The organism is Bradyrhizobium sp. Ken64 (assembly GCF_055807555.1).
The window spans coordinates 41,498-65,272 of sequence record NZ_JBVVPA010000017.1; the positions used below are offsets into that span (position 1 = coordinate 41,498).

General features: G+C 64.5%; 22 protein-coding genes. 7 read left to right on the top strand and 15 right to left on the bottom strand.

Translation table 11 applies throughout. The annotated features are described in order from the left end of the window. Positions 1 to 32: 32 nt before the first annotated feature. Both AC0L2F_RS25405 and gloB read right to left on the bottom strand, forming a co-directional pair. Positions 33 to 455: a cupin domain-containing protein gene (locus tag AC0L2F_RS25405; protein WP_063992450.1), complete on the bottom strand. Its 423-nt coding sequence runs from the start codon at positions 453 to 455 to the stop codon at positions 33 to 35. Between the two features lie 37 nt (positions 456 to 492). Continuing rightward, entirely contained in the window at positions 493 to 1,260 is a 768-nt protein-coding gene (gloB, locus tag AC0L2F_RS25410; protein ID WP_063992451.1) for a hydroxyacylglutathione hydrolase, read from the bottom strand. Positions 1,261 to 1,368: 108 nt separating this feature from the next. Between gloB and AC0L2F_RS25415 the strand changes: the two genes are divergently transcribed. Further along, entirely contained in the window at positions 1,369 to 2,115 is a 747-nt protein-coding gene (locus AC0L2F_RS25415; RefSeq protein ID WP_007599158.1) for a class I SAM-dependent methyltransferase, read from the top strand. Positions 2,116 to 2,190: 75 nt separating this feature from the next. Here the strand turns inward: AC0L2F_RS25415 and AC0L2F_RS25420 are convergent, their stop codons facing one another. From AC0L2F_RS25420 to AC0L2F_RS25440, 5 genes are all read right to left on the bottom strand, one after another. After that, positions 2,191 to 2,982, bottom strand: coding sequence for a DUF4167 domain-containing protein (locus tag AC0L2F_RS25420; RefSeq protein ID WP_063992452.1), 792 nt, complete (start codon positions 2,980 to 2,982; stop codon positions 2,191 to 2,193). 462 nt (positions 2,983 to 3,444) lie between these two features. After that, the gene (prmC, locus tag AC0L2F_RS25425) at positions 3,445 to 4,326 is read right to left on the bottom strand and encodes a peptide chain release factor N(5)-glutamine methyltransferase (RefSeq protein WP_473250272.1); all 882 of its coding nucleotides are present in this window, start codon (positions 4,324 to 4,326) and stop codon (positions 3,445 to 3,447) included. Positions 4,327 to 4,333: 7 nt separating this feature from the next. Further along, complete coding sequence (prfA, locus tag AC0L2F_RS25430) at positions 4,334 to 5,419, bottom strand: peptide chain release factor 1 (protein ID WP_473250273.1); 1,086 nt, start codon at positions 5,417 to 5,419, stop codon at positions 4,334 to 4,336. Between the two features lie 56 nt (positions 5,420 to 5,475). Beyond that, on the bottom strand, positions 5,476 to 7,743 hold the full coding sequence (gene ptsP, locus AC0L2F_RS25435; RefSeq protein ID WP_007604540.1) for a phosphoenolpyruvate--protein phosphotransferase: 2,268 nt from the start codon (positions 7,741 to 7,743) through the stop codon (positions 5,476 to 5,478). Positions 7,744 to 8,012: 269 nt separating this feature from the next. Then, the gene (locus AC0L2F_RS25440) at positions 8,013 to 9,269 is read right to left on the bottom strand and encodes an aspartate kinase (protein WP_035973494.1); all 1,257 of its coding nucleotides are present in this window, start codon (positions 9,267 to 9,269) and stop codon (positions 8,013 to 8,015) included. A 149-nt stretch (positions 9,270 to 9,418) separates the two neighbouring features. On the opposite strand from AC0L2F_RS25440, the gene AC0L2F_RS25445 reads away from it, so the two are divergent. From AC0L2F_RS25445 to AC0L2F_RS25455, 3 genes are all read left to right on the top strand, one after another. Further along, entirely contained in the window at positions 9,419 to 9,886 is a 468-nt protein-coding gene (locus AC0L2F_RS25445) for a PH domain-containing protein (protein WP_035973495.1), read from the top strand. A gap of 15 nt (positions 9,887 to 9,901) precedes the next feature. After that, positions 9,902 to 10,675 (top strand): bifunctional 2-polyprenyl-6-hydroxyphenol methylase/3-demethylubiquinol 3-O-methyltransferase UbiG, encoded by a 774-nt coding sequence (gene ubiG, locus AC0L2F_RS25450; RefSeq protein ID WP_007604545.1) that lies wholly within the window; start codon positions 9,902 to 9,904, stop codon positions 10,673 to 10,675. Positions 10,676 to 10,944: 269 nt separating this feature from the next. Then, complete coding sequence (locus AC0L2F_RS25455; protein WP_063992455.1) at positions 10,945 to 11,844, top strand: EamA family transporter; 900 nt, start codon at positions 10,945 to 10,947, stop codon at positions 11,842 to 11,844. Here AC0L2F_RS25455 and AC0L2F_RS25460 read toward each other — a convergent pair. From AC0L2F_RS25460 to AC0L2F_RS25475, 4 genes are read right to left on the bottom strand one after another with little or no spacing between them, the layout of a single operon-like run. Further along, positions 11,841 to 12,326 (bottom strand): DUF1178 family protein, encoded by a 486-nt coding sequence (locus AC0L2F_RS25460; RefSeq protein ID WP_473250274.1) that lies wholly within the window; start codon positions 12,324 to 12,326, stop codon positions 11,841 to 11,843. The genes AC0L2F_RS25455 and AC0L2F_RS25460 overlap by 4 nt on opposite strands. After that, complete coding sequence (locus tag AC0L2F_RS25465) at positions 12,323 to 13,201, bottom strand: carbon-nitrogen hydrolase family protein (protein ID WP_473250275.1); 879 nt, start codon at positions 13,199 to 13,201, stop codon at positions 12,323 to 12,325. Before AC0L2F_RS25465 ends, AC0L2F_RS25460 begins: the two co-directional genes overlap by 4 nt. Beyond that, positions 13,198 to 13,473 carry a glutaredoxin 3 gene (grxC, locus tag AC0L2F_RS25470; RefSeq protein WP_063992458.1) on the bottom strand — a complete coding sequence of 92 codons (276 nt, stop codon included), beginning with the start codon at positions 13,471 to 13,473 and terminating at the stop codon, positions 13,198 to 13,200. Before grxC ends, AC0L2F_RS25465 begins: the two co-directional genes overlap by 4 nt. A 47-nt stretch (positions 13,474 to 13,520) precedes the next feature. Next, positions 13,521 to 14,318 carry a ComF family protein gene (locus tag AC0L2F_RS25475; RefSeq protein WP_473250277.1) on the bottom strand — a complete coding sequence of 266 codons (798 nt, stop codon included), beginning with the start codon at positions 14,316 to 14,318 and terminating at the stop codon, positions 13,521 to 13,523. Positions 14,319 to 14,547: 229 nt separating this feature from the next. Between AC0L2F_RS25475 and AC0L2F_RS25480 the strand changes: the two genes are divergently transcribed. Next, complete coding sequence (locus AC0L2F_RS25480; RefSeq protein ID WP_473250334.1) at positions 14,548 to 15,396, top strand: methyltransferase domain-containing protein; 849 nt, start codon at positions 14,548 to 14,550, stop codon at positions 15,394 to 15,396. Positions 15,397 to 15,512: 116 nt separating this feature from the next. On the opposite strand, the gene AC0L2F_RS25485 is transcribed toward AC0L2F_RS25480, so the two are convergent. Continuing rightward, a complete protein-coding gene (locus AC0L2F_RS25485; protein WP_473250278.1) occupies positions 15,513 to 15,923 on the bottom strand; it encodes a (deoxy)nucleoside triphosphate pyrophosphohydrolase in 411 nt (136 codons plus the stop codon). A gap of 140 nt (positions 15,924 to 16,063) precedes the next feature. On the opposite strand from AC0L2F_RS25485, the gene AC0L2F_RS25490 reads away from it, so the two are divergent. Further along, complete coding sequence (locus tag AC0L2F_RS25490; RefSeq protein WP_473250279.1) at positions 16,064 to 17,419, top strand: TadE/TadG family type IV pilus assembly protein; 1,356 nt, start codon at positions 16,064 to 16,066, stop codon at positions 17,417 to 17,419. Positions 17,420 to 17,511: 92 nt separating this feature from the next. Here the strand turns inward: AC0L2F_RS25490 and argJ are convergent, their stop codons facing one another. Continuing rightward, complete coding sequence (gene argJ / locus AC0L2F_RS25495; RefSeq protein WP_063992461.1) at positions 17,512 to 18,753, bottom strand: bifunctional glutamate N-acetyltransferase/amino-acid acetyltransferase ArgJ; 1,242 nt, start codon at positions 18,751 to 18,753, stop codon at positions 17,512 to 17,514. 102 nt (positions 18,754 to 18,855) lie between these two features. After that, positions 18,856 to 19,788 (bottom strand): peptidylprolyl isomerase, encoded by a 933-nt coding sequence (locus AC0L2F_RS25500; RefSeq protein ID WP_473250280.1) that lies wholly within the window; start codon positions 19,786 to 19,788, stop codon positions 18,856 to 18,858. A gap of 361 nt (positions 19,789 to 20,149) precedes the next feature. Here AC0L2F_RS25500 and secA point away from each other — a divergent pair, with 361 nt between their 5' ends. Next, positions 20,150 to 22,990, top strand: coding sequence for a preprotein translocase subunit SecA (secA, locus tag AC0L2F_RS25505; protein ID WP_473250281.1), 2,841 nt, complete (start codon positions 20,150 to 20,152; stop codon positions 22,988 to 22,990). A gap of 189 nt (positions 22,991 to 23,179) precedes the next feature. Here secA and AC0L2F_RS25510 read toward each other — a convergent pair whose 3' ends face one another. Continuing rightward, positions 23,180 to 23,614 (bottom strand): MarR family winged helix-turn-helix transcriptional regulator, encoded by a 435-nt coding sequence (locus tag AC0L2F_RS25510; protein WP_007604563.1) that lies wholly within the window; start codon positions 23,612 to 23,614, stop codon positions 23,180 to 23,182. Between the last annotated feature and the right edge of the window lie 161 nt (positions 23,615 to 23,775).

Sequence of the window (23,775 nt, forward strand, 5' to 3'; positions counted from 1 at the left end):
TCGTTGCCGGCGCAAGCCGAAGCGACGGTGCCCTATGGCTCCCAGCCTTTCGGCGCGAGCTCGAACCTCGCGAACTCGAAGGCCGGCGCCACGGTGCAGCCGACCAGTGTCCACTCGCCCGTAGTTTCCGCCGTCTGCCACGCATCGGCCGGCACGATCGCCTGTGGCCGCTCGCCGTTCAACAGGTCCGTACCGAGCCGTACCTCGTGCTGGGAGCAGCCGTCATGGGCGATGCGCAGCGTCAGCGGGCTGCCGGCGTAATAGTGCCAGCTCTCGACCGCATCGATACGATGCCAGTGCGAACGCTCGCCGCGCGCCAGCAGGAAGTAGATGAGAGTCGAGCGCGCGCGGCCGTTGGCGTCCGTGGTCTGGTCGCGAAACGTCTCGCGATAGTGCCCGCCTTCGGGATGCGGTCGGAGTTCAAGGCGCGCGATGATCTCGGCTGCGGTCGGCATCGATGCCCGCCAGGGTTTGGTCTTCAGGACTTGCTCTTCAAGACTTGTTCTTGCGCTCGCGCAGCTCGCCGAACACCGCGGTGGCATCCGCGCCCTTCATGTGCAGCCTGGCTGCGATCGACGGTTCGTCAGCGCGCAGGAACACGTTTGTCCGCTTCTCGTCACCAAGCAGCGAGGGAATGGTCGGCTTGTTCTCGGCCCGCAGCCTCGCCACCTCCGCCGCGCGCGCTTGCAGCGCCGCATTGTCGGGGTCGACGGTCAGTGCGAACTTGACGTTGGACGCTGTGTATTCATGGCCGCAATAGAGCTTGAAGTCGTCGGGCAGGGCACGCAGTTTCAAAAGCGAATCCCACATCATCGGATAGGTGCCCTCGAACACGCGGCCGCAGCCGATCGAGAACAGGGTGTCGGCGGCGAACAACGCCTTCTCGGTGTCGAACACATAGGAGATGTGGTCGAGCGTGTGGCCGGGCGTCTCCAGTACGCGCCCCAGCAAGCTGCCGACCTTGACGATTTCGGCATTGGCGACGCGCAGGTCGACGTCTGCGATCTCCGTCGTCTTGTCATGCGGCGCGACGACGCGGCAATTGTATTTCTGCTTGAGTTCGGCGACTCCGCCGACATGATCGCCATGATGATGGGTGATCAGGATGTCGGTGAGCTGCCAGCCCTCGCGCTCGAGCGCCCTCACGATGGGGCCGGCCTCCGGCGCGTCGATCGACGCCGTCGCCTTGGTTTCCACATCGTGGATCAGATAACCGAAATTGTCGTTTAAACAGGTGAAAGTACGAATTTCGGCGGCCATGTCGTCTCCATCGCGCTCAGCTCCGTCAGACAAATATGGCGTTAACGTTGCGCAGGCAATGCAATATTCCGCGCGCGGGGGCCACCTCGTGCATGTTACATTGCGGTCATGACCATTGATGTCGTCGACCTCCGCGAGTTCTACTCCCGTCGCCTCGGGATTGTGGCGCGGCAAATGATCAATCGCGGCATTCGGGAGCGCTGGCCGCGCGTCGACGGCCAGCGGGTGCTCGGCTTCGGCTATCCCACGCCCTATCTCGGGTTGTTCCGCGAGGACGCGGAGCGCTGCATCGCCTTCATGCCGTCGGCCCAGGGCGTCCTGAAATGGCCGACGGGACGGCCGGCCCTCGCCTCGTTGGTGGATGAGTTCTCGCTGCCGCTTCCCGACGCCGCGGTCGATCGCATCCTGCTGGTCCACGCACTGGAGATGTCGGACGATCCGGCCGCGCTGCTGCGGGAGGCATGGCGCGTGCTGTCGCCGTCCGGCCGCGTGATTGCGGTCATCCCGAACCGGCGCGGGGTGTGGACCCGCACCGACAGCACGCCGTTCGGTCACGGCCGGCCCTATTCGCGCTCGCAGATCACCGACCTGTTGCGTCAGACCTGGTTCACCCCGACGGCCTGGGGCGAGGCGCTGTTCATGCCGCCCTATGCCGGCGGCTGGGTGCTGAAATCCGCACAGATGTGGGAGCGGGCCGGCGCGGCGCTGTCGCTGCCCTTCGCCGGCGTGCACATCGTCGAGGCGACCAAGCAGGTCTACCGCGCGATCCCCGCCAAGCGCGAGCGGGCGCGGCTGATTCCCTCGCTGGCAAAGCCGGTGCTGGTACCGTCCTCGACGACGGCGACGCGCGGCTAAAAACAAATCGTCCCGGACATGCCGGGACGATTCAATTCACGTCAGGTATCTGGCGCAGGATGTCCGGCGAAAGGCTTACTCGCCGGGAGCCACTTCGTCGCTCGAAGCGGCCGGAGCGGCTTCGCGCTCGGGGCGCGGGCCATTCGGCCGGCGGCGCCGCCGCGGAAAGCGCTCGCCACCACCACCCTCGAAGCCGGCCTGGCCGGGCGCGCCACCGCTCACCTGCGGCTGCGGGCCGGTGATGAAGGACGGCAGGCGATCGACGCTGACGGCGTCGGCTACGACGGGCTGGGGCTGGTTCAGCGGCAGCGGTTGCGGCTGGGGCTGATATTGCGGCTGCGGGCGATGGTCGCGTTCGCGATGCTCGCGCGGCTGCTGGTTGTCGCGCTGATAGTGGTTGTCGCGGGGCTGATGATCACGCGGTTGATGATCGCGCGGGCCGTCGCGGTCGCGCGTGAAGGGCTGCGGTGGCGGCTGTGGGACAAAACCCGGCTCCTGGCCGAAGTTCGAGAAATTCTCGCCGTCGTCCTCGCCGTCGTCGCCGCTGCTGTTGCTGATGGGCTCGTCGCCGCGTGGCTGCTGATTCTGCCGGAACTGTTCCTGAGCCGTCGCGATCAGGCGAAAATAATGCTCGGCATGCTGGTAGTAGTTCTCGGCCGCAACGGGGTCTCCGGAGGAGCGTGCGTCGCGCGCGAGCTGGAGATACTTTTCAGCAATATGCGAAGCCGTGCCGCGGATCTTGATGTCGGGTCCGTTGGACTCGTAGACCCGGGTCATCGGGTTCTGGCCGCGCCGGTTATTATTGTTGTTATTGTTATTATTATTGTTGCGGTTGCGCATCCGCTGCTTGTTCTGACCGTTTCTCATGTCCTGCCTTTAATTCCAGCCCTAAAGGTTGCACGCATTACTGATTGCCGAGAGTGACCTGATGACAGCGGTTCACATCGCTTGCGCGCAACCGCACGCAAGAGCGGATTGATCCCTGCCGATGTTCGTCGACCGTCGCGTTCAACAAAAGACGCGTTCCCCACCGCCAGCATCCATCGCCAGCGAACCCATTCATATCGCCTGCCGAAACAAGCCCTGCTTTGTTGCGTAAGTCTTCAAGCGCAATATCAGGCTTTCGTTCACGTTGCGGTCGGTAAGCAGCGCAGCTCAAATGGCCATCGCGCTCAACAGGACCTGCGGCTTGGAACCATTATCAGTAAGCTCTCGCCCGAGAGCCCGGCTTTCGCCCGTAGGTCTACGGGGCCGGCACCGATGTGTTGATCGGAAGGTAGTCGTTCCCAAGGGATATTCCAAGAGGTTTTTTGCAGCCCAATCCGGCTTTTATGGGGGCATTTTCCGGGCCGAAACCGCCCGCGGGATGCCCGCCAGATCGGCTTTGGGCGGCCTGTCCACGACCAACGCGGCAGCAATCATCAAGGTTTCAATATTTCGGGCCTGGCCCTGTCCGGCCTCAACGATCAGTGCTCCGCCGGGGGCGAGACGTTCGGTCGCCTGCGGGATCAGGGCACGATAGGCGTCGTAACCGTCATTGCCACCGTCGAGCGCCAGATGCGGATCATGCTCGCGCACTTCGATGCTCAATTTCGGAATTTCGGCCGACGGGATGTAGGGCGGATTCGACACGACGAGGTCGAACGGGCCGCGGAGCGCCGTTGCGTAGGAGCAGGCGACGAAGCAGGCGCGGTCGGCGAGGCCCAGAGCCGCGGCGTTGTCTCTGGCGGTCTTGAGCGCGGTCAGGCTGAGATCGGTGCCGACGCCGAAGGCGCCGGGAATTTCGTGCAGCAGCGCGAGCAGGATGGCGCCGGAGCCGGTGCCGATATCCGCGATGCGTATCTGATGGGAGGCTTGCCGCTCGCGAAAGATTTCGAGCGCGAGTTCGACCACCGTCTCGGTATCGGGACGCGGCACCAGCGTTGCTTCCGACAGACGAAACGGCAGGCCCCAGAATTCACGCGTGCCGAGAATGCGGGCGACCGGCTCGCCGGCGATGCGGCGCCCGGCATATTGCGCGAGCCGCGACGTCTCGGTTTCCGTAAGCAGGCGTGCGGCCTGCGCAACGAGACCTGTGAGATCAAGTCCGAGTGCCGCGCCGAGCAGGATCCGCGCGTCGAGCTCGGCTTCTTCGAGCTGCGCCGATCTCAGTTGCGCGGCGAGCGCGCGCCGCGCGCTCTCAACGGATAATGCGGTGAAGGGATTGCTCACGCGCCGGTCACGCCGCCGCGCCCTGAGCGGCGAGCTGCGCGGCCTGGTGCTCGGTGGTGAGCGCGTCGGTCAGTTCGCCCAGCGCTTCGCCCGCCATCACCTGCGGCAGCTTGTAGAGCGTCAAATTGATGCGGTGATCGGTGACGCGTCCTTGCGGAAAATTGTAAGTGCGGATGCGCTCGCTGCGATCGCCGGAGCCGACCTTCTCCTTGCGCTCGGCCGAGCGCGCCGCGTCGAGGCGTTGCTGCTCGGCGTCGTAGATGCGCGAACGCAGGATGTTCATGGCGGAAGCGCGATTCTTGTGCTGCGAGCGGCTGTCCTGCATCATCACCACGATGCCGGTCGGGATGTGGGTGATGCGGATCGCCGATTCGGTCTTGTTGACGTGCTGGCCGCCGGCGCCTCCGGCGCGCATGGTTTCAATACGCAAATCATCGTTCCGGATCTCGACGTCGACCTCCTCGACCTCGGGCATCACGGCGACGGTGGCGGCGGATGTGTGGATGCGCCCCTGCGTCTCGGTGTCCGGCACGCGCTGTACCCGGTGCACGCCGGACTCGAATTTCAGCTTCGAGAACGCGCCGCGGCCCTGGACCTCGGCGATGATTTCCTTATAGCCGCCGACGCTGCCCTCGCTCGCCGAGATCACTTCGACTTTCCAGCCCTGCAGGGCCGCGAAGCGCTCGTACATCCGGAACAGGTCGCCGGCGAAGAGCGAAGCCTCGTCGCCGCCGGTGCCGGCGCGGATTTCCAGCACCACGTTGCGATCGTCCATCGCGTCCTTCGGCAGCAGTGCGACGCGGATCTTCTGGACCAGGTCCTCGATCTTCGGCGTCAGCTCGTCGCGCTCGGCTTCCGCCATGCCGCGCATCTCGGCATCGGTCGCGGGATCAGCGATCAGTGCCTCGGTGTCGGCGAGCTCCTTGACCGCCGATCGATAGGCTTTCACCGCTTCGATCAATGGCGTGAGCTCGGCGAGCTCACGCGTGATCTGCACATAGCGTTCGGAGGCGAGCTGACCGAGCGATTCGGCCTCGAGCGAGGCGTGATGCGCGAGCAGGACGTCCAGTTTGGCTTCGGGGAGTGACGACATCGGTTCAGTCTCTAAATGCGGAAAGGGCGAGGCAGCGGGAAGGGGCGACAGGCCCGCTACAACGCCAGGCCTTCAGCCTCGGCAAATTCCGTCAGCTTCTGCCGGATCGAGACGCTGCCGGCGGGCGCGTCCAGCAACGGGCCGAGCATCGCTTCGGCCTTCTTGGCGTCGAGATCGAGCACCATGGCCTTGACCGGGCCGAGCGCGGTGGCCGAGAGCGACAACGAGCGATACCCCATCGCGATCAGCGCCAGCGCGCCGATCGGCTTCGACGCCATCTCGCCGCAGAGCGACAGCGATTTGTTCGCGGCTTGCGTCTTGTGTGCGATGTCGCGCAGCGCGCGCAGGATCGGCGCCGACATGGTGTCGAAGCGCTCGGAGACTTTTGCGTTGCCGCGGTCGACCGCAAACAGGAACTGGAACAGATCGTTGGAGCCGACCGAGATGAAGTCGACCTTCTTCAGGAGTTCGTCGAGCTGATAAAGCAGCGCCGGCACCTCGACCATGGTGCCGATGTCGATTCTTTCAGGCAGCGTGTGGCCGTGCTGGCGCAGATAAGTCAGCTCGCGTTCGACCAGCGCCTTCGCCGAATCAAATTCACCCACCTCCGAGATCATCGGGAACATGATGCGCAGCGCGCGGCCGCCGCCGGCGCGCAGCAGCGCGCGGATCTGGCCGCGCAACAGGCCGGGACGGTCGAGGCCGAGCCGGATCGCGCGCCATCCGAGCGCGGGATTCTCCTCGATCACCGCCTCCATGTAAGGCAGCGCCTTGTCGCCGCCGATGTCGAGGGTGCGGAAGGTGACGGGTTTGGTGCCGGCGGCATCCAGCACGGTGCGATACAGCGCGAGCTGGTCGCTGGTGCGCGGCAGGCTCTGGCCCACCATGAATTGCAGCTCGGTGCGGAACAGGCCGATGCCGGCGCTGCCGGTGTCTTCGATGTGCGGCAGGTCGATCGCGAGACCCGCATTGATCATCAGCTCGACCTTCTGGCCGTCCTTGGTGACGCAGGGCCGGTCGCGCAGCGCCAGATACTGCGCCTGGCGGCGGGCGCGGAAGCGCACGCGCTCCGCGAAGGCGGCTTCGACCTCCTGCGATGGGCGCACATAGATCATGCCGGAGGTGCCGTCGACGATGACGGCGTCGCCGGGATCGGCGATACCAGGCGCGTTCGGGACTTCGCCGACCGCGGGAATGCCGAGCGCGCGCGCCACGATCGAGACGTGGGAATTGGCGGTGCCTTCTTCCAATATGATGCCGCGCAGGCGCTTGCGATCGTAGTCGAGCAGCGCCGCCGGGCCCATCGCGCGCGCGATGACGATGGCATTGTCGGGCAATTGTTCGCGTGACGGCGCGTGATCCTGGCCGACCAGCTGCCGCATCAGGCGATAGCCGAGATCCTCGAGATCATGCAGCCGGTCGCGCAAATAGGGATCGGTCGAGCGCAGCATGCGCGCGCGGGTGTCGGATTGCACACGCTCGACGGCGGCTTCCGCCGTGAGACCGGTGGCGACCGCCTCGTGCAGCTTGTGCGACCAGCCCTGGTCGTTGGCGAACATGCGGTAGGCTTCCAGCACCTCGCGATGCTCGCCGCCCTCGGCGACGTCGCCGCGCTCCAGCATGCGGTCGAGATCGGCGCGCAGCTTGGCCAGCGCGGTGTCGAGCCGCTTGATCTCCTTCGGCAGGTCCTCGGCGATGTAGTCCTTGATGACCACGCGCGGCTCGTGCAGCACGACATGGCCGAGTGCGATGCCTTCCGACAGGATGGCGCCGACCTTCTGCGCCGAATGGCGCGCCGCGGGCTCATGGCCCGGCTGGGCCAGCGCAGACAGCTCGCCGGAGGCGATCAGCTCCGCCAGCACCATCGCGGTGGTCTGAAGCGCCTCGAGCTCCTCCTCGACATAGTTGCGCTTGGCGCGGTTCTGCACCACCAGCACGCCGAGCGTGTTGCCAGCGCGCAGGATCGGCACGCCGAGAAAGGAGTGGTAGATCTCTTCGCCGGTCTCCGGGCGGAACGAGAAGGCCGGATGGCTCTGCGCGTCGTTCAAGTTGAGAGGGGTTGCCTCGCTGGCGACCAGGCCGACAAGGCCCTCATGGGCGCTGAGCACGGTGTGGTGCACCGCCTCGCGGTTGAGACCTTCGGTGGCATAGAGCTCGAGCGTGTTGTCGACGCGCAGCACATAGACGGAGCACACCTCGGCCACCATGTTGGCCGCGATCAGCACCACGATCTTGTCGAGCCGCTCCTGGGCCGAGACCTGCTCCGCCATGGTTTCGCGGAGCCGTCTCAACAAGACGCGGGGACCTCCCGACGCGCTCCGCATGAACCGTCAATCTCCTCCGTCTGCCGGGGCCGAAAGGACCCGCGGCGGCTCGCCCAGAAATCCAGAAAAACAACAAATTTGCTCGTCCGGCGCCAGCCCCGGCGGTTGCCTGGGCCGAATCAGCACCGCCTCAACTGGGGCACAGTTTCCGGCAGCCCACCCTGTTCGCCGTATAGCGAATTGGGGCTTGTTTTGCCAAGCAAAACGCCTGCCAAACGCGAAAGTGTGGAGACCTCAGCGTTTGCTGCGACCGCTAAGAGAAAATTAGCCTAAGCCTGATCGAGACCGTAGAGCGTGTGCAGGGTGCGCACCGCAAGCTCGGTATAGGCTGTGTCGATCAGAACCGAGAATTTGATCTCGGAGGTTGTAATGGCCCGGATGTTGATATTCCGTCCCGCGAGGGCCGAGAACGCCTGGGCGGCAACGCCGGCATGGCTGCGCATGCCGCTGCCGATCACCGAGATCTTGGCGACGTCGGTCGCGGTGTCGAGCCGGGCATAATTGATCTGGCTCTTGGCCGCGGTGATCGTCTCCTTGGCCCTGGTGTAGTCGGCGGCCGGCACCGTGAAGGTGAGGTCGGTGGTCTTGCCGTCCTCGGAGACGTTCTGCACGATCATGTCGACATTGATGTTGGCATCCGCGAGCGGGCCGAAGATCGACGCCGCCACGCCGGGCTTGTCCTCGATCTGGCGTACCGAGATCTGGGCCTCGTCCTTCGAAAACGCGATGCCGGTGACGACGTGGCTTTCCATGATCTCCTCCTCGCTGCAGATCAGCGTGCCGGGCGGCTGGTTGGCATGCGGATCGATATCCTCGGGCTTGTCGAAGCTCGAGCGGACGAAAATCGGCATGTTGTGGACCATGCCGAGTTCCACGGAGCGGACCTGGAGCACCTTGGCGCCCTGGGAGGCCAGTTCCAGCATGTCTTCGAACGCGATCTTGTCGAGCCGGCGCGCCTTCGGCACGATTCGCGGATCGGTGGTGTAGACACCGTCGACGTCGGTGTAGATGTCGCAGCGGTCCGCCTTCACGGCGGCGGCGATCGCCACGGCCGAGGTATCGGAGCCGCCGCGGCCGAGCGTGGTAATGCGGTTGGTCTCGGGGTTGATGCCCTGGAAGCCGGCGATCACGGCGACTTCCTTGCGCTCCCTGAAGCGCTTGATGATCTCGCTGCCGTCGATGCCCTCGATCCGGGCCGAGGCATGGGCGTCGCTGGTCTTGATCGGGATTTGCCAGCCCTGCCAGGAGCGGGCCTGGATACCCATGCCCTGAAGCACGATGGCAAGCAGGCCGGACGTCACCTGTTCGCCCGAGGCGACCACGGCGTCGTATTCGCGCGCGTCGTGCATCGGCGAGGCCTCGGTGCACCAGGCCACCAGCTCGTTGGTTTTACCGGACATCGCCGAGACGACCACGGCCACTTCATGGCCGGCGTCGACCTCACGCTTCACATGGCGTGCGACGTTGCGGATACGTTCGATGTTGGCGACGGATGTGCCGCCGAATTTCATCACGAGGCGGCTCATGACGACGCGTGCATTCCCTCATAAGGATAAGTATGGTGACCCGCGCTGGACGGGTGCCTGCGATACCGACCGCGCGTATACAGAGGGGCGGGGCCGGGGGCAAGCGGGTTCCTGGGCGGGCCAATCCGGGCAATGGGTTAATCGAGGTCATGGCGCGTTATATCGACGAGATCCTGCAACCGGGCGAGCGGGTGCTGTATTCGACCAATGCGCACTGGATCTTCTATTTGCCGGCGATCCTGGCCTGGATCGTGGCGCTGGCCCTGTTCGTCCTGTCACGGCAAACCATCGTCGAGGGGCTCGTGCTGCTCTGCCTCGTCGCGGCCGGCCTGGTGGCTCTGGCGGCGCTGTACTGGACCGTGAAGGGCTGGTTCCATCGCTTTACCACCGAGACCGACGTGACCAATTTGCGGATCGTGCACAAGACCGGCTTCATCAAGCGCCGCACCTTCGAGATGGCGCTGGACAAGGTCGAGAGCGTCGATGTGAATCAGACCATTCTTGGACGTATTCTCAACTATGGCGATGTCACCATCAATGGCGTGGGGGAAGGTCGCGAAACCATCCGGACCATCGCCTCGCCGCTCGCCTTCCGCAGTTCGATCACCACGCGGTAGGACCGCGCGCAACCCATGAGCATGCAGCAAAATACTTCCGCTACCGCAAGCCCGCAGCCGGGCTCGACCGTCGACGCCGCCGAGATCGCGAAATTCTCAAAACTTTCAGCCGAGTGGTGGGACCCCAACGGCAAGATGGCGCCGCTGCACCGGATCAACCCGCTGCGGCTCGGCTACATCCGCGATGCCGCCTGCCGCAAGTTCGAGCGCAACGCGCGCAGCCTCAACTGCCTCGGCGGTCTGCGCGTGCTCGACATCGGCTGCGGCGCCGGCCTGCTCTGCGAGCCGCTGTCGCGCCTGGGTGCGCAGGTCATCGGCGTCGATCCGTCGGTCAGCAACATCGCGGCCGCGAAGCTGCATGCCGACAAGGCGCATCTCGCGATCGACTATCGCTGCACCACGGTCGAGGAGATCGACCCGCGCGAGCGCTTCGACATCGTGCTGGCGATGGAGGTGGTCGAGCACGTCGTCGACGTCGGCGTTTTCCTGAAGCGCTGCGCCGCGATGCTGAAGCCAAACGGGTTGATGGTGGTCTCGACGCTGAACAGGAACTGGAAGAGCTTTGCGCTCGCCATCGTCGGCGCCGAATACGTCCTGCGCTGGCTGCCGCGCGGCACCCACGAGTGGAACAAGTTCGTCACCCCCGACGAGCTGACGAAATACCTGCTCGACAATCGCCTAGTCATCACCGAGCAGACGGGCGTCGTCTACAGCCCCTTCGCCGACAAATGGACCCTCTCGTCAGACATGGACGTGAACTACATGGTGGTGGCGGAAGGCATGGTGTGAGGCGTTGCTGCTTCCAAACATCCGGCGTCGTCCTGGCGAAAGCCAGGACCCATTATACCCCAGGGTCTAGTTAGGCGAAGGCTGATAACCACGAGTCTTCGCCAAATCACTCCTTGGGGTAATGGTCCTGGATCTGCGCTTCGCTTGCCCAGGACCACACTGAGTTTGTCAGGCAAGCATCGCACCCATGACATCCGCGTGATTGACCTGCTTGAGCGCGAGCGGCACGTTGACATCAACGTCCTGTTCCTCCCACCGCCATCCCACCCATGTTCACCATCGCCAGCCTCTGGATTCCCTTCACCGTCATTGCCGCGCTTGGCCAGGTCGCGCGCAATGCGATGCAGCGGTCGCTGACGAAGCCGCTGGGGACCTGGGGCGCAACCAATATCCGCTTCCTGTTCGGCTTTCCGTTCTCGCTGCTGTTTCTCGCGGTGGTGCTGGTCGCCAACGGCGATCATCTCGACATGCCGCCCGGTGTGTTCTGGCCGTGGCTCCTGCTCGGCGCGCTCAGCCAGATCGTCGCGACCGGTCTGATGCTGCTCGCCATGAACGACCGCTCCTTCGTGGTGACGACGGCCTATTTGAAAACCGAGGCGATCCAGACCGCCATCTTCGGTTTCGTCTTCCTCGGCGATCATCTGACATGGCTGAAGGTGCTGGCGATCGTGATCGCGACAATCGGCGTCGTCATCACCGCGCTGCGGCCCGGCGGCGAGAAGAGCTTTGCCGAATTGAAACCGACGATCACCGGTCTCGTCGCGGCCGCGGCCTTCGCGCTCTCTGCGGTCGGCTTCCGCGGCGCCATCATCAACGTGCCCGATGTCTCGTTCGTGACGGCGGCATCGTTCACGCTGGTGCTCGGCCTGTTCGTGCAGACGCTGATCCTGACGATCTATCTGCTCTGGCGCGCGCCGAACGTGCTTCAGGCGATCTTGGGGCTTTGGAAGCCATCGCTGCTCGCCGGCTTCATGGGCGCCTTCGCCTCGCAGTTCTGGTTCCTGGCGTTCGCGCTGACGGCCGCCGCCAATGTCCGCACCCTCGCTTTGATCGAGGTGCTGTTCGCGCAAGCCGTGGCGTATTACTCGTTCAAGCAGCCGATCGCGCCGCGAGAGCTTATTGGCATCGCGCTGATCGTAATCGGCGTCGCGGTGCTGGTGGGAGTCTAGTTCCGGTCTTCCGGCAGCGTCGGCAGCGGCGACACCTCGATGCCTTCGTCGATCAGCGACTTGGCCTCGTCCGGCGAGGCCTCGCCGTAGATCGGACGGTGCTCCTTGTCGCCGTAATGCATTGCGCGGGCTTCGGTGGCGAATCGCTCCCCGACATTGTCGGCGTTCTTCACGATGTGATCACGCAGCTCCTTGAGCTTGGCACGCAGCTCGCGCTCCTGCGCCATCAACAGCGAAGTCGGTGCGGATTGCGAGGCCTCGGGCGCGGTCGTCGTGGCAGTGGGCTCAGGCGGCGGCGTGGCGCGTCCGCGGCCCTTCTTGCCGACGATGCGCGGCGCCATGATCGCCTTGTCGACCTTGGCCGAGCCGCAGATCGGACAGGTCACGAGCTTGCGCTTCACCTGAGAATCGTACGCGGACGAGCTCTGGAACCAACTCTCGAAGTCGTGGCTCCGGTCGCAGCGGAGCGCGTAGCGGATCATGCCGATCCCCGCACCAGGTGCAGGTGGTCCGGTCCCGCCTTGGGGTCGGCGACGCCGAAGCGGCGGCCGTGCTGGAGCGAGGGGATCGCGCGGCGCGCGGTCTCGACCTTGGCCGGATCGATCTTGGCCATGATGATGCCGGGCTCGACATCGCCTTCGGCGAGGATCTCGCCCCAGGGATCGATGATCAGCGAATGGCCATAGGTCTCGCGCTTGTTCTCGTGCAGGCCTGCCTGCGCCGCGGCGAAGACGAAGCACCCAGTCTCGATTGCGCGCGCCCGCAACAGCACGTGCCAATGCGCCTCGCCAGTCTTGCGGGTGAAGGCCGACGGTACCGTGATGAAGTACGCGCCGCTTTCGGCTAGCGCGCGGTAGAGCGCAGGAAAGCGCACGTCATAACAGATCGTCAGGCCGACGCGGCCCCAGGGCAGGTCGGAGATCACGGCCGTCTCGCCCGGCTGGTAATTGGCGGATTCGCGATAGCTCTCGCCGTCCGGCAGCTCGATATCGAACATGTGGATCTTGTCGTAGCTCGCGAGCACATTGCCCTCGGGCCCGATCAGGAACGAGCGGTTGACCGCTTTCTCGTCCGAAAAGCGCAGCGCCAGCGAGCCGACATGGATGTGGATCTTCAGTTCGGCCGCGAGCGCCCGGTACGCCCTCAGCGAGTTGTCGTCGTCCTGGCTCTGGAGGTGCTCGAACAGGGCCTTGCGGTTGAGCTGCATCATGTTGCTGACTTCGGGAGTCTGCACGTAGTCGGCGCCATTGGCCGCAGCCTGGCGGATCAGCCTGGTGGCCTGCTCGAGGCTCGGCCCGGGCATCAGGCCGGTGCGCATCTGCACCATCGCCGCCGTGAAGGTCCTGTTGTCGCTCATGACTCCGCCTTGACGCTTTCGAGCATGGCGTCGAGCTTGCCTTCGCGATCGAGCGCGTAGAGCTCGTCGCAGCCTCCGACATGGGTTCCGCCGATCCAGATCTGCGGGAAGGTGGAGCCCTCGCCGGAGCGATCGTACATCTCCTGGCGCCAGGACGGGTTCTTGGCGATATCGAACTCCGTGAAGGTCGCCTTCTTGCGGGTCAGCAGCGACTTCGCGGCGGAACAATAGCCGCAGCCCGGCCTCGTGTAGATCTCGACAGCAGCGGTCATGGTGTCTGGCGCTCTCATGTCATGAATTCATTGAATTATATGGGACTTCACCGGCTCTCGACAACCCGGGCAAACACCAGCACGTCCACTTGCGCCGCTTTGGCCCGGAGCAGGGCCCGCGCACAGGCATCCAGCGTCGCCCCGGACGTCAGGACGTCGTCGATGAGGACAATGCGCCGACCCTGGACGTCGGCCTGGCGGTCGGGGGATACCTGGAATGCGCCTTGCACATTGGTGGCGCGCTGGGCCCGCGACAGGCCGATCTGCTGCTCGGTCGCGCGTACCCGGCGCAGTACCTCAGCCTTCACCTTTACCCCGCTCTGCCGCTCGATGATCCGCGCCAGCGCCCCGGACTGGTTGTAGCGGCGGCGCCAGGCCCTTCGCCAGTGCAGGGGAACGGGCACCAGCATGTCGGCCTCGGTGAGCAGTTCGCCACCTGCGCGCGCCATCCAGCGGCCCATGGCGGGGGCCAAGTCCGTGCGGTCCTGGTATTTCAGCGCATGCACCAGGGTGCGCGCGACGTCGTCATAGCGCACGGCGGCGCGCGCCCGCTGGTAGGCCGGCGGGCTCGCGATCGCCTCCATCGACAGCATGTCGGGACCGGGATCGTACACAAAAGGAATGCCGAGCCGCGGGCAGTAGGGCCGTTCGATGAACGACAGCCGCGCCCAGCACGCCGCGCACACGCCTTCGCCGTCGACCGGCTCGCGGCAGGACACGCACAGCGTCGGCAGCGCGATGTCGAGCGCAAGCCGTGCCGCACGTGACAGCACGTGGCGGCCAGCCGTCCATGCGGCACGCAGGGGGGCGGCGATGGAACGAGAAGGGGCGTGAGCGGCTTCCATGGGACGAGGCTAGCGTTCTGTTTGGCGGCGCTCAAGCGGCTGGATCGGTCTCGTGCCCTGGACGCAGCGCCACTTCGGCGGTGCGCTGCAGAGCCGGGGCCTATCACGCCGCATCGTGCCATGTCGCCTTCTGGATCCCGGCTCTGCGGAGCGTCACTGCGTGCCGCACCGCGTCCGGGACAAGAGAGAGGAGATTGCAATAACCAGCGTGATCGGCGTAACCAGCGGCATGGCTCAAGACCCGCAAACCCCACCCGCTTTGTTCGATCGTGCTTTGCTGCACGCGCGACAGCGCCGCGCGCAGGCGCAAGGTGCCGTGAGCTTCCTGCTGGATCGGGTCGCCGAGGACATGTCCGATCGGCTGGCGGCGGTGATGCGGGAGTTTCACACAGCGGCCGATCTCTGGACGCCCGGCGAGGGTCTCGCGGTGCTGCGCGCGCGACTGCCCTCGATCGAACGCATTGAGCTCGATGCATCGGGTGCGGAGAAGCTGCCCTTTGTGCCCGAAAGCCTCGATCTCGTGGTCTCGGCGCTGGCGCTGCAATTCGTCAACGATCTGCCGGGGGTGCTCGCGCAAATCCGTCGCGCGCTGAGGCCAGATGGGCTGCTGCTGGCGGCGATGATCGGCGGCGACAGCCTGACCGAGCTGCGCCAGGCTTTTGCCGCCGCCGAGGCCGAATGCGAGGGCGGTGTGTCGCCGCGCGTCGCACCCTTCGCCGATCTGCGCGATGTTGGCGCGCTGTTGCAGCGGGCGGGCTTTGCGTTGCCGGTCACCGATGTCGACCGCGTCGTGGTCCGCTACGCCAACGCGTTCGCGCTGATGCAGGATATCAGGCGCATGGGCGCCGCCAATGTGCTGATCGAACGGCGGCGCACGCCGAGCCGGCGATCGACGCTGCTGCGGATGGCTGAAGTCTACGCGGAACGCTTTGCCGATGCCGACGGCCGCATCCGTGCGACATTCGACATCATCTGGCTCTCCGGCTGGGCCCCGCATGCGAGCCAGCAGCAGCCGCTCAAGCCCGGATCAGCGAAGGCGAGCCTGGCGGAAGCGGTGAAGAAGGCGGGAGGGACGTAACTCCTCATGGTGAGGAGGCGCGTCAGCGCCGTCTCGAACCATGCGGGCCCGGCTCTCATCCGCAGCCATCCTTCGAGACGACCGCTGCGCGGTCTCCCTCAGGATGAGGTCTGAGCTCACATCAGCAAATCAATCAGATGCGGGATCAGCGGAATGTCCGCGGGCGGCATGGGATAGTCGCGCAGCCTGTTGGCGCGAACCCAGGCCAGGGTCTGGCCCTCGCGCGGCGTGACCTGTCCCTCCCAGCGACGGCAGATGTAGAGCGGCATCAGGAGGTGGAAGGTTTCGTAGCCGTAGCTCGCGAACGTCAGCGGCGCCAGACAGGGTTCGGCAACGGTGATGCCGAGCTCCTCGTGGAGTTCGCGGATCAGGCTCTGTTCCGGCCGCTCGCCGGGCTCACACTTGCCGCCGGGAAATTCCCAGAGGCCGGCCAGCGTCTTGCCCTCGGGGCGCTGCGCGATCAGGACGCGCCTGTCGGGGTCGACCAGCGCGCACGCCACGACGAGCGTCAGTTTGAGATCAGCCATGCCTGGAATTCCGCTCGCTGAAGGATCATCCGCAACGGTTCGTTAACCCTGTTACGGCCCGTGTTTCCGAGGTCTCCATAAGTCATATTTAATCCACGGTTCCTAGAGTGGAGACGCTGAAACCATTTCGGGCCAGATCCATGCGCGCTGAGTGTCGTACCATCTTCCGTCGGTTCCTTCGCGACCGGCGCGGCAATGTCGCGGTGATCTTCGCAATCTGCTGCGTGCCCCTGATCACGTTCATCGGCACCGCGATCGACTACTCCCGCGCGACGCAGGTCCGGGCGAAGCTTCAGGGCGCGGCTGACGCAGCCAGCGTCGGTGCGCTCGCCAAGGCATCGCCGGGGTTTATCGCCGCGGGCTCGATGACCACGGACGGCACGATCACGGTCGGCGTCGACGACGCCCAGAAAATCTTCGATGCCAATCGCGCCAACCTGACCGGCTATACGCTCAACAGCGTCACCCCGACCGTCGTCAAGACCGGCTCGACCATCAACTCGACCGTCTCGTTCACCGCCACCATCAACACCATGTTTCTCGGCCTGATCGGCAAGACCACACTGACCATGAGCGGCACGTCGTCGTCGACGGCCAACATGCCGCTCTATGTCGACTTCTATCTGCTGCTGGACAATTCTCCGTCGATGGGCGTCGCAGCGACACCGACCGACATAACGAAATTGCAGGGAAAGACGGGTGGATGTGCATTCGCCTGTCACGACACCACCAAGGCGGCCGGCACGAGCAACTACGACATCGCCAAAGCAAATGGCATCACGACCCGAATTGACGTGGTGCGCCAGGCGAGCGCGAACTTGATGGACACAGCCCAGAGCACGCAGACCTATTCGAACCAGTTCAGAATGGCGATCTACGATTTCGGCGCTTCGTCAGCGACGATCGGATTGAGAAATCTGTTCGCGCTCTCTTCGAGCCTGACCTCCGCCAAGACGGCGGCGGGAAACATCGACCTGATGGCGGTTGCCGGCCAGAATGACGTGTATACTATCGACAAAGATACTCCCTTCACCACTATTTTTCCCGCAATCAATAGCGCAATCGCCTCGCCTGGAGCAGGTACGTCCGCGTCACCGCTGAAATATCTGTTTTTTGTATCCGATGGGGTCGCTGACGAAGCCAACTCGGGCACGACGATGTGTAGTGTCTCGTCTTCTTCGTATCCTCTCGCGTCATCGAACCGCTGTCAGTCGCCCATCAATCCGGCGCTCTGCACGACCATCAAGAACCGCGGGATCAAGATCGCGGTGCTGTACACGACATACCAACCGCCTACTGACGGCTGGTACAACTCATGGATAGCGCCCTTTAACCCCGGGCCGTGGGGACCGTCGCCGAACAGCAAGATCGCGCAGAACATGCAGAGCTGCGCTTCGCCGGGATTCTATTTCGAGGTTAGCCCCACCCAGGGCATTTCGGAAGCGATGAACGCGCTGTTCAAGAAGGCACTCGCGGATGCGCGGATCTCAGGGTGATTGGATCAAAGCTCTTTCACCGTCACCCTGAGGTGGCCGCTTCTTCAGCGGCCCTCGAAGGGCGACGGCCCGGCTATCGGTAGTCGTAAGCACTACGACCTGTAATCCCCGTTGATCGCGACATACTCCTTGGTGAGGTCGCAGGTCAGCACGCGGTCGCGGCCCTTGCCGAGGCCGAGCGAGACCTTGATCGCGATCTCCGGCGCCTTCATCGCTTCCGACACCTGCGCCTCGTCATAGGACGGATCGCGCGCGCCGTTCTTGGCGACGCGGATGCCGTTAAAAGAGATCGAGAGCTTGTCGCGGTCAGCCGGCTCGCCGGCCTTGCCAACCGCCATGACCACGCGGCCCCAATTGGCGTCCTCGCCGGCGATTGCGGTCTTCACCAGCGGCGAGTTCGCGATCGACATCGCGATCTTGCGCGCCGAGGCCTTGGTCTTGGCGCCCTCGACGGTGATCTCGACCAGCTTGCGCGCGCCCTCGCCGTCGCGAGCCACCTGCTCGGAAAGATTGGCGAGCACCTGGTTGAAGGCTTTGACGAAGGCTTTCAGGCGCGGGTCGCTGGCGCGGCTGATCTTCGGCGCGCCGTGTTCTGCAGCAGCACCGGTGGCAAAGGCCAGCAGCGTATCCGAGGTCGAGGTGTCGCCGTCGATCGTGACCGCGTTGAAGGTGTCCTCGACGCCGCTTTTGAGCAGCGCCTGCAGCGCGGCAGGCGCGATCGGTGCGTCGGTGAAGATGAAGGACAGCATCGTCGCCATGTCGGGCGCGATCATGCCGGCACCCTTGGCCATGCCGTTGATGGTGACCTTGGCTTTGCCGAGCTTCACGGTTGCGGTCGCGACCTTCGGGAAGGTGTCGGTGGTCATGATCGCCTTGGCGGCCGCCAGATAATCGCCGGCCTCGGCGGTTTCCGCGAGACGTCCGAGCACGCCGTCGAACTTGGTCGCATCCAGCGGCTCGCCGATCACGCCGGTCGAGGCCAGGAAGATCTCGCCCTCGGTGCAGCCGACGGCCTTGGCCGCGATCCTGGCGGTCAGCGCGGTGGAGCTGCGGCCGGTCTTGCCGGTAAAGGCATTGGCGTTGCCGGAATTGACCACCAGCGCGCGCGCCTTGCCGCCCTTCAGCTTGGCGCGGCACCATTCCACCGGCGCGGAGGGGCATTTCGACTTGGTGAAGACGCCTGCGACCGCGGTGCCCTTGTCCATCACCGCCAGCAGCACGTCGGTGCGGTTCTTGTAGCGAATGCCGGCCTCGGCCGTCGCGAGACGCACCCCAGCGATCACGGGCATGTCGGGAACGTGTTTCGGGGCGAGGGGAGAGACGGAGGAGGACATCGGGGCGCCTTGGTGGGATCTGGATATGCAGATGCCCGGCGCGGGGGCCGGGCATCACAGAGGCTTAGATACTCTTCACGTCACCGAAGTGACAGCGAATTCTTACTTCTTCGCGGGCGGCGCCATCTTGCTGTCGGACGGCTTCGCATCCGCAGGCTTGGTCGCATCAGCCGGCTTGGCGTCCTTGGCCGCATCCGCCGGCTGATCCAGCCGCTCGACCTTGGCTTCCGCGCGCAGCTTGGCGACATAATCGGCCTGGGCCTTGCGGGTGACATACTGCTCGATCTGCGCCTTGACCTGCTCGAAGTCCGGCGCCTTGCGGTTGCGCTTTTCCTCGACCTTGATGACGTGCCAGCCGAACTGCGACTTCACGGGGTCGGAGATCTTGCCCGGCTCCAGCGCAAAGGCGACCGCCGAGAACTCCGGCACCATCTGTTCCTTGGTGAAGAAGCCGAGGTCGCCGCCGTCGGCCGAGCCCGGGTCCTTGGACTTCTTCTTGGCGAGCTCGGCGAAATCGGCGCCCTTGTCGAGTTCGGCCTTCACCGCCTTGGCCTCGTCCTCGGTCTCGACCAGGATGTGGCGGGCGCGCACTTCCTGCTCGCCGGTGATCTGCTTGGAGGCCTCCTCATAGACCTTCTTCATGGCATCCGGGGTGGTGGCGGCCTTGCCCTCGCCGGCGAGCAGGCTGTCCATCAGCAGGCGGTTGCGGGCGAACGCGAGGCGCTTCTTGAACTCCTCGCCGTCAGCGAGCTTCTTGTCCTCGGCGGCCTTGCCGACGATCTTCATGTCGATCAGGAAGGACAGGACGTTCTCGTCCTTGGTCGCCGGGTCCATCTGGGCGAGGCTCGGCCCGAGTTCCTCTTCGGCCATGGCGACGTCGCTCTTCTTGATCTCAGCGCCATTGACCTTCGCCAGCACCGGATCGTCGGCAGCCCGGCCGGGACCCGCGATCAGCGCCAGCGCAAGGCAGCCCACGAGGGCGGTGGCGAGGCCGAAGCGCAGGCCGGTTTTGGTTACCGGGAACGAGGTGGTCATGGAAAATCCTTTTGTTGAAGCAGGGGGCTGCTCGAGCGGGGCGGACACTCGCCCAATTCAGGGGGGCTTGGCAACGCGAAAAGTCTGTCAAAATGATGAATTAGCCGCAATGCACGCGCCGTTGACAAGGCCCTGACCGGGCCATATCTCTGCCCGGTCGCGTCCATGCGATGGCGTTTATTTTGCTGCGTTTTTGGCCGTTGAACCCAGACTTGCCCAACTCCCACCCATATGGCGGATGGACCCCCCGCAGTCCGGGCTCCGGCGCCCAGCAGGCGTCACGGTGAGTTGATAGGCAGGCGGGTGACAACCTCTTGGCTGCAACGCGAACGCGGTTGAATCGCGAACACAGGAACTAAGCATGATCGGCGCGCTCGCCCGCAAGTTTTTCGGCTCCGCCAACGACCGGCGGGTGAAGGGATATCAGTCCCGCGTCAACGCGATCAACGCGCTGGAGCCCGAGGTCTCGAAACTCTCCGACGAGGCCCTCAAGGCCCGCACCGTCGAGTTCAGGCAGCAGCTCGCCGAGGGCAAGACCCTGGACGACCTGCTGGTCCCCGCTTTCGCCACCGTCCGTGAAGCCGCCAAGCGCACGCTCGGCCAGCGCCATTTCGATGTCCAGCTGATCGGCGGCATGGTGCTGCACGAGGGCGACATCGCCGAGATGAAGACCGGCGAAGGCAAGACCCTGGTCGCAACGCTCGCAGTCTACCTCAACGCGCTCGCCGGCAAGGGCGTCCACGTCGTCACCGTCAACGACTACCTCGCCCGCCGCGACTCCGCATGGATGGGTCAGATCTACGGCTTCCTCGGCCTGACCACCGGCGTGATCGTGCACGGCCTCGACGATTCCGAGCGCAAGACCGCCTATGCCTGCGACATCACCTACGGCACCAACAACGAATACGGCTTCGACTATCTGCGCGACAACATGAAGTACCGGCTCGAGGACATGGTCCAGCGGCCGCACTTCTACGCGATCGTCGACGAAGTCGACTCCATCCTGATCGACGAAGCGCGCACGCCGCTGATCATCTCCGGCCCGCTCGACGACCGCTCCGACTTCTACAACACCATCGACGGCTTCCTGCCCAAGCTCGACAAGTCCGACTACGACGTCGACGAGAAGCAGCGCACGGTGACGCTGACCGAAGCGGGCATGGAGAAGATCGAGACGCTGCTGCGCGATGCCGGCCAGCTCAAGGGCGAGTCGCTCTACGACGTCGAGAACGTCTCCGTCGTGCACCACATCAACCAGGCGCTGCGCGCCCACACGCTGTTCACGCGCGACAAGGACTACATCGTCCGCGACGACGAGGTCGTCATCATCGACGAGTTCACCGGCCGTATGATGCAGGGCCGCCGCTATTCCGAAGGTCTGCATCAGGCGCTGGAAGCCAAGGAGCACGTGCAGGTCCAGCCGGAGAACCAGACGCTGGCCTCGATCACCTTCCAGAACTATTTCCGGATGTACGAAAAGCTCGCCGGCATGACCGGCACGGCGCTGACCGAAGCCGACGAATTGTTCGACATCTACAAGCTCGAGGTCGTGGAAATCCCGACCAATCTGCCGGTCGCCCGTCTCGACGAGGACGACGAGGTCTATCGCACCCAGAACGAGAAATACGCCGCGATCCTCGCCGAGATCGAGCGCGCCAATGCGCGGTTGCAGCCGGTGCTGGTCGGCACCGCCTCGATCGAAAAATCGGAAGTGATCGCCGAATATCTCAAGAAGCACGGCTACCGGCAGATCGATTTCGGCAACGAAAATTCGATGCAGAAGCTGTACGCCGCGGCCCGCGCCGGCAAACCGGCAAAGCTGTTCGCGGTGCTGAATGCGCGCTTCCACGAGCAGGAAGCCTACATCGTCGCGGAAGCCGGCGTGCCCGGCGCGATCACGATCGCGACCAACATGGCCGGCCGCGGCACCGACATCAAGCTCGGCGGCTCGCTGGAAATGCGGATCCAGCAGGAGGCCGCTTCGATCGAGGACGAGGCCGAGAAGGCCAAGAAGATCGAGCAGATCAAGGCCGACATCGAGCACTTCCGCGACATCGTGCTGAAGGCCGAGGAAGAGGTCGAGATCGAACCGGCGAAGGGTTCGAAGCCCGCCAAGACCGTGAAGAAGCCCGGCGGTCTCTACATCATGGGCTCCGAACGCCACGAATCCCGCCGCATCGACAACCAGCTCCGCGGCCGGTCCGGCCGTCAGGGCGACCCCGGCCGCTCGAAATTCTTCCTGTCGCTGGAAGACGATCTGATGCGCATCTTCGGCTCGGATCGCCTCGACAGCATGCTGCAGCGTCTCGGCCTGCAGGAGGGCGAGGCCATCATCCATCCCTGGATCAACAAGGCGCTCGAAAAGGCGCAGCAGAAGGTCGAGGCGCGCAACTTCGACATCCGCAAGAATTTGCTCAAGTTCGACAACGTCCAGAACGACCAGCGCAAGGTGATCTTCGACCAGCGCGTCGACCTGATGAAGGACGACAGCGTCGCCGAGACGGTCGCCGACATGCGCCACGCCTTCATCGACGACCTCGTCGCCAAGCACGTGCCCGAGCATGCCTATGCCGAGCAGTGGGACGTCGCGGGCCTGAAGGAAGAGCTCAAGCGCGTGCTTGATCTCGACCTGCCGGTCGAGGACTGGGCCAAGGAAGAGGGCATCGCCGACGAGGAGCTGCTCACGCGCATCGAGACCCGCGCCGACGAGCACATGGCCGCCAAGGTCGGGCAATGGGGCCCCGACGTGATGCGTTACGTCGAGAAGACCATTCTGCTGCAGACGCTCGACCATCTCTGGCGCGAGCATCTGATCATGCTCGACCATCTGCGCCAGGTCATCGGCCTGCGCGGCTACGGCCAGCGCGATCCGTTGCAGGAGTACAAGACCGAGGCCTTCAACCTCTTCCAGGAGATGAGCGCGCATCTGCGCGAGGCCGTCACGGCGCAGCTGATGCGGGTCGAGATCGTGCCGCCGGAGCAGGAAGCCCCGGTGCTGCCGCCGATGGAAGCGCACAAGTTCGACCCGAACACCGGCGAGGACGAAATGGCGCTCGCCAGCGTCACCCTCGGAGCACAGGCCACCGACGCCGCGCTGCGCGATCCCAAGAACCCGGCAAGCTGGGGCAAGATCGGCCGCAACGAGGATTGCCCGTGCGGCTCAGGCAAGAAGTACAAGCACTGCCACGGGCGGTATGCGTAAGGTCTGAATGTGGGGCGCCGACGTCGGCGCCTCACTGTCCCACGAAAGCCGCGGCGCGCGCGAACTCGTAGCCCGGATGGAGCGAAGCGCGATCCGGGAATCCTGCCGTTGTGCGGGAAAGACCCGGATTACGCTTGCGCTCCATCCGGGCTACGGCCGTGCGGCGAGACGCGCAAATTGCTCGCCAGCTCAATTCGAACTGTCGATCAAGCTCTCCAGCAGCCGCTTCAATTCGCTCGTCGATTTGTCGCCGTAGCTCTCCAGGATGTGCTCCTCCTGGTCGACCGCGAGCGAGTTGAGCTTCTTGCTCAGCACCTTGCCGCGATCGGAGATGAACATCAGGACCTTGCGGCGATCGTTCGGGTCCTGCACGCGGTAGACCAGCGTGTCGGAGACCATGCGGTCGATCATCTTGGTCAGCGTCGGGTGGTTGAGCAGCACGGCGTCCGCAAGCTCTCCCATCGAATGGCCGTTGCCATCCGACAGCACTTTCAGGATGCGCCACTGCTCGACGGGCACGCCCTCCTTGCTCAACCGCAGTTCGAGCTGCCGGTTGATCTCCCGGTTGGCTTGCGCGAGCAGGTAGGCGAGGTGTTCGGTGATCGGGGTGTTCGATTTTGCCACGGCTAAGACTTTGTCTTGACCCAAATGAGTGAATGTCTTGCAATCGATGCTGCATCTATATGCACTTCAATTCTTGAATATTCAATATTTTCAAAATAGGATATTGCCCAACAATAGGGCGGGTGCCGCGGCCGCCTGCTGAATGAGCTTTCAAGTCTGGT

Bases quoted from the DNA above. Each gene is read 5' to 3' on its own strand.
- AC0L2F_RS25475 (WP_473250277.1), bottom strand. From the start codon at position 14,318: ATGGAAGCCGCTCACGCCCCTTCTCGTTCCATCGCCGCCCCCCTGCGT.
- argJ (WP_063992461.1), bottom strand. From the start codon at position 18,753: ATGTCCTCCTCCGTCTCTCCCCTCGCCCCGAAACACGTTCCCGACATG.
- AC0L2F_RS25480 (WP_473250334.1), top strand. From the start codon at position 14,548: ATGGCTCAAGACCCGCAAACCCCACCCGCTTTGTTCGATCGTGCTTTG.
- AC0L2F_RS25465 (WP_473250275.1), bottom strand. From the start codon at position 13,201: ATGAGCGACAACAGGACCTTCACGGCGGCGATGGTGCAGATGCGCACC.
- AC0L2F_RS25405 (WP_063992450.1), bottom strand. From the start codon at position 455: ATGCCGACCGCAGCCGAGATCATCGCGCGCCTTGAACTCCGACCGCAT.
- gloB (WP_063992451.1), bottom strand. From the start codon at position 1,260: ATGGCCGCCGAAATTCGTACTTTCACCTGTTTAAACGACAATTTCGGT.
- AC0L2F_RS25490 (WP_473250279.1), top strand. From the start codon at position 16,064: ATGCGCGCTGAGTGTCGTACCATCTTCCGTCGGTTCCTTCGCGACCGG.
- AC0L2F_RS25445 (WP_035973495.1), top strand. From the start codon at position 9,419: ATGGCGCGTTATATCGACGAGATCCTGCAACCGGGCGAGCGGGTGCTG.
- AC0L2F_RS25455 (WP_063992455.1), top strand. From the start codon at position 10,945: ATGTTCACCATCGCCAGCCTCTGGATTCCCTTCACCGTCATTGCCGCG.
- ptsP (WP_007604540.1), bottom strand. From the start codon at position 7,743: ATGCGGAGCGCGTCGGGAGGTCCCCGCGTCTTGTTGAGACGGCTCCGC.
- ubiG (WP_007604545.1), top strand. From the start codon at position 9,902: ATGAGCATGCAGCAAAATACTTCCGCTACCGCAAGCCCGCAGCCGGGC.
- grxC (WP_063992458.1), bottom strand. From the start codon at position 13,473: ATGACCGCTGCTGTCGAGATCTACACGAGGCCGGGCTGCGGCTATTGT.
- AC0L2F_RS25460 (WP_473250274.1), bottom strand. From the start codon at position 12,326: ATGATCCGCTACGCGCTCCGCTGCGACCGGAGCCACGACTTCGAGAGT.
- AC0L2F_RS25500 (WP_473250280.1), bottom strand. From the start codon at position 19,788: ATGACCACCTCGTTCCCGGTAACCAAAACCGGCCTGCGCTTCGGCCTC.
- prfA (WP_473250273.1), bottom strand. From the start codon at position 5,419: ATGTCGTCACTCCCCGAAGCCAAACTGGACGTCCTGCTCGCGCATCAC.
- AC0L2F_RS25420 (WP_063992452.1), bottom strand. From the start codon at position 2,982: ATGAGAAACGGTCAGAACAAGCAGCGGATGCGCAACCGCAACAATAAT.
- AC0L2F_RS25415 (WP_007599158.1), top strand. From the start codon at position 1,369: ATGACCATTGATGTCGTCGACCTCCGCGAGTTCTACTCCCGTCGCCTC.
- secA (WP_473250281.1), top strand. From the start codon at position 20,150: ATGATCGGCGCGCTCGCCCGCAAGTTTTTCGGCTCCGCCAACGACCGG.
- AC0L2F_RS25440 (WP_035973494.1), bottom strand. From the start codon at position 9,269: ATGAGCCGCCTCGTGATGAAATTCGGCGGCACATCCGTCGCCAACATC.
- AC0L2F_RS25485 (WP_473250278.1), bottom strand. From the start codon at position 15,923: ATGGCTGATCTCAAACTGACGCTCGTCGTGGCGTGCGCGCTGGTCGAC.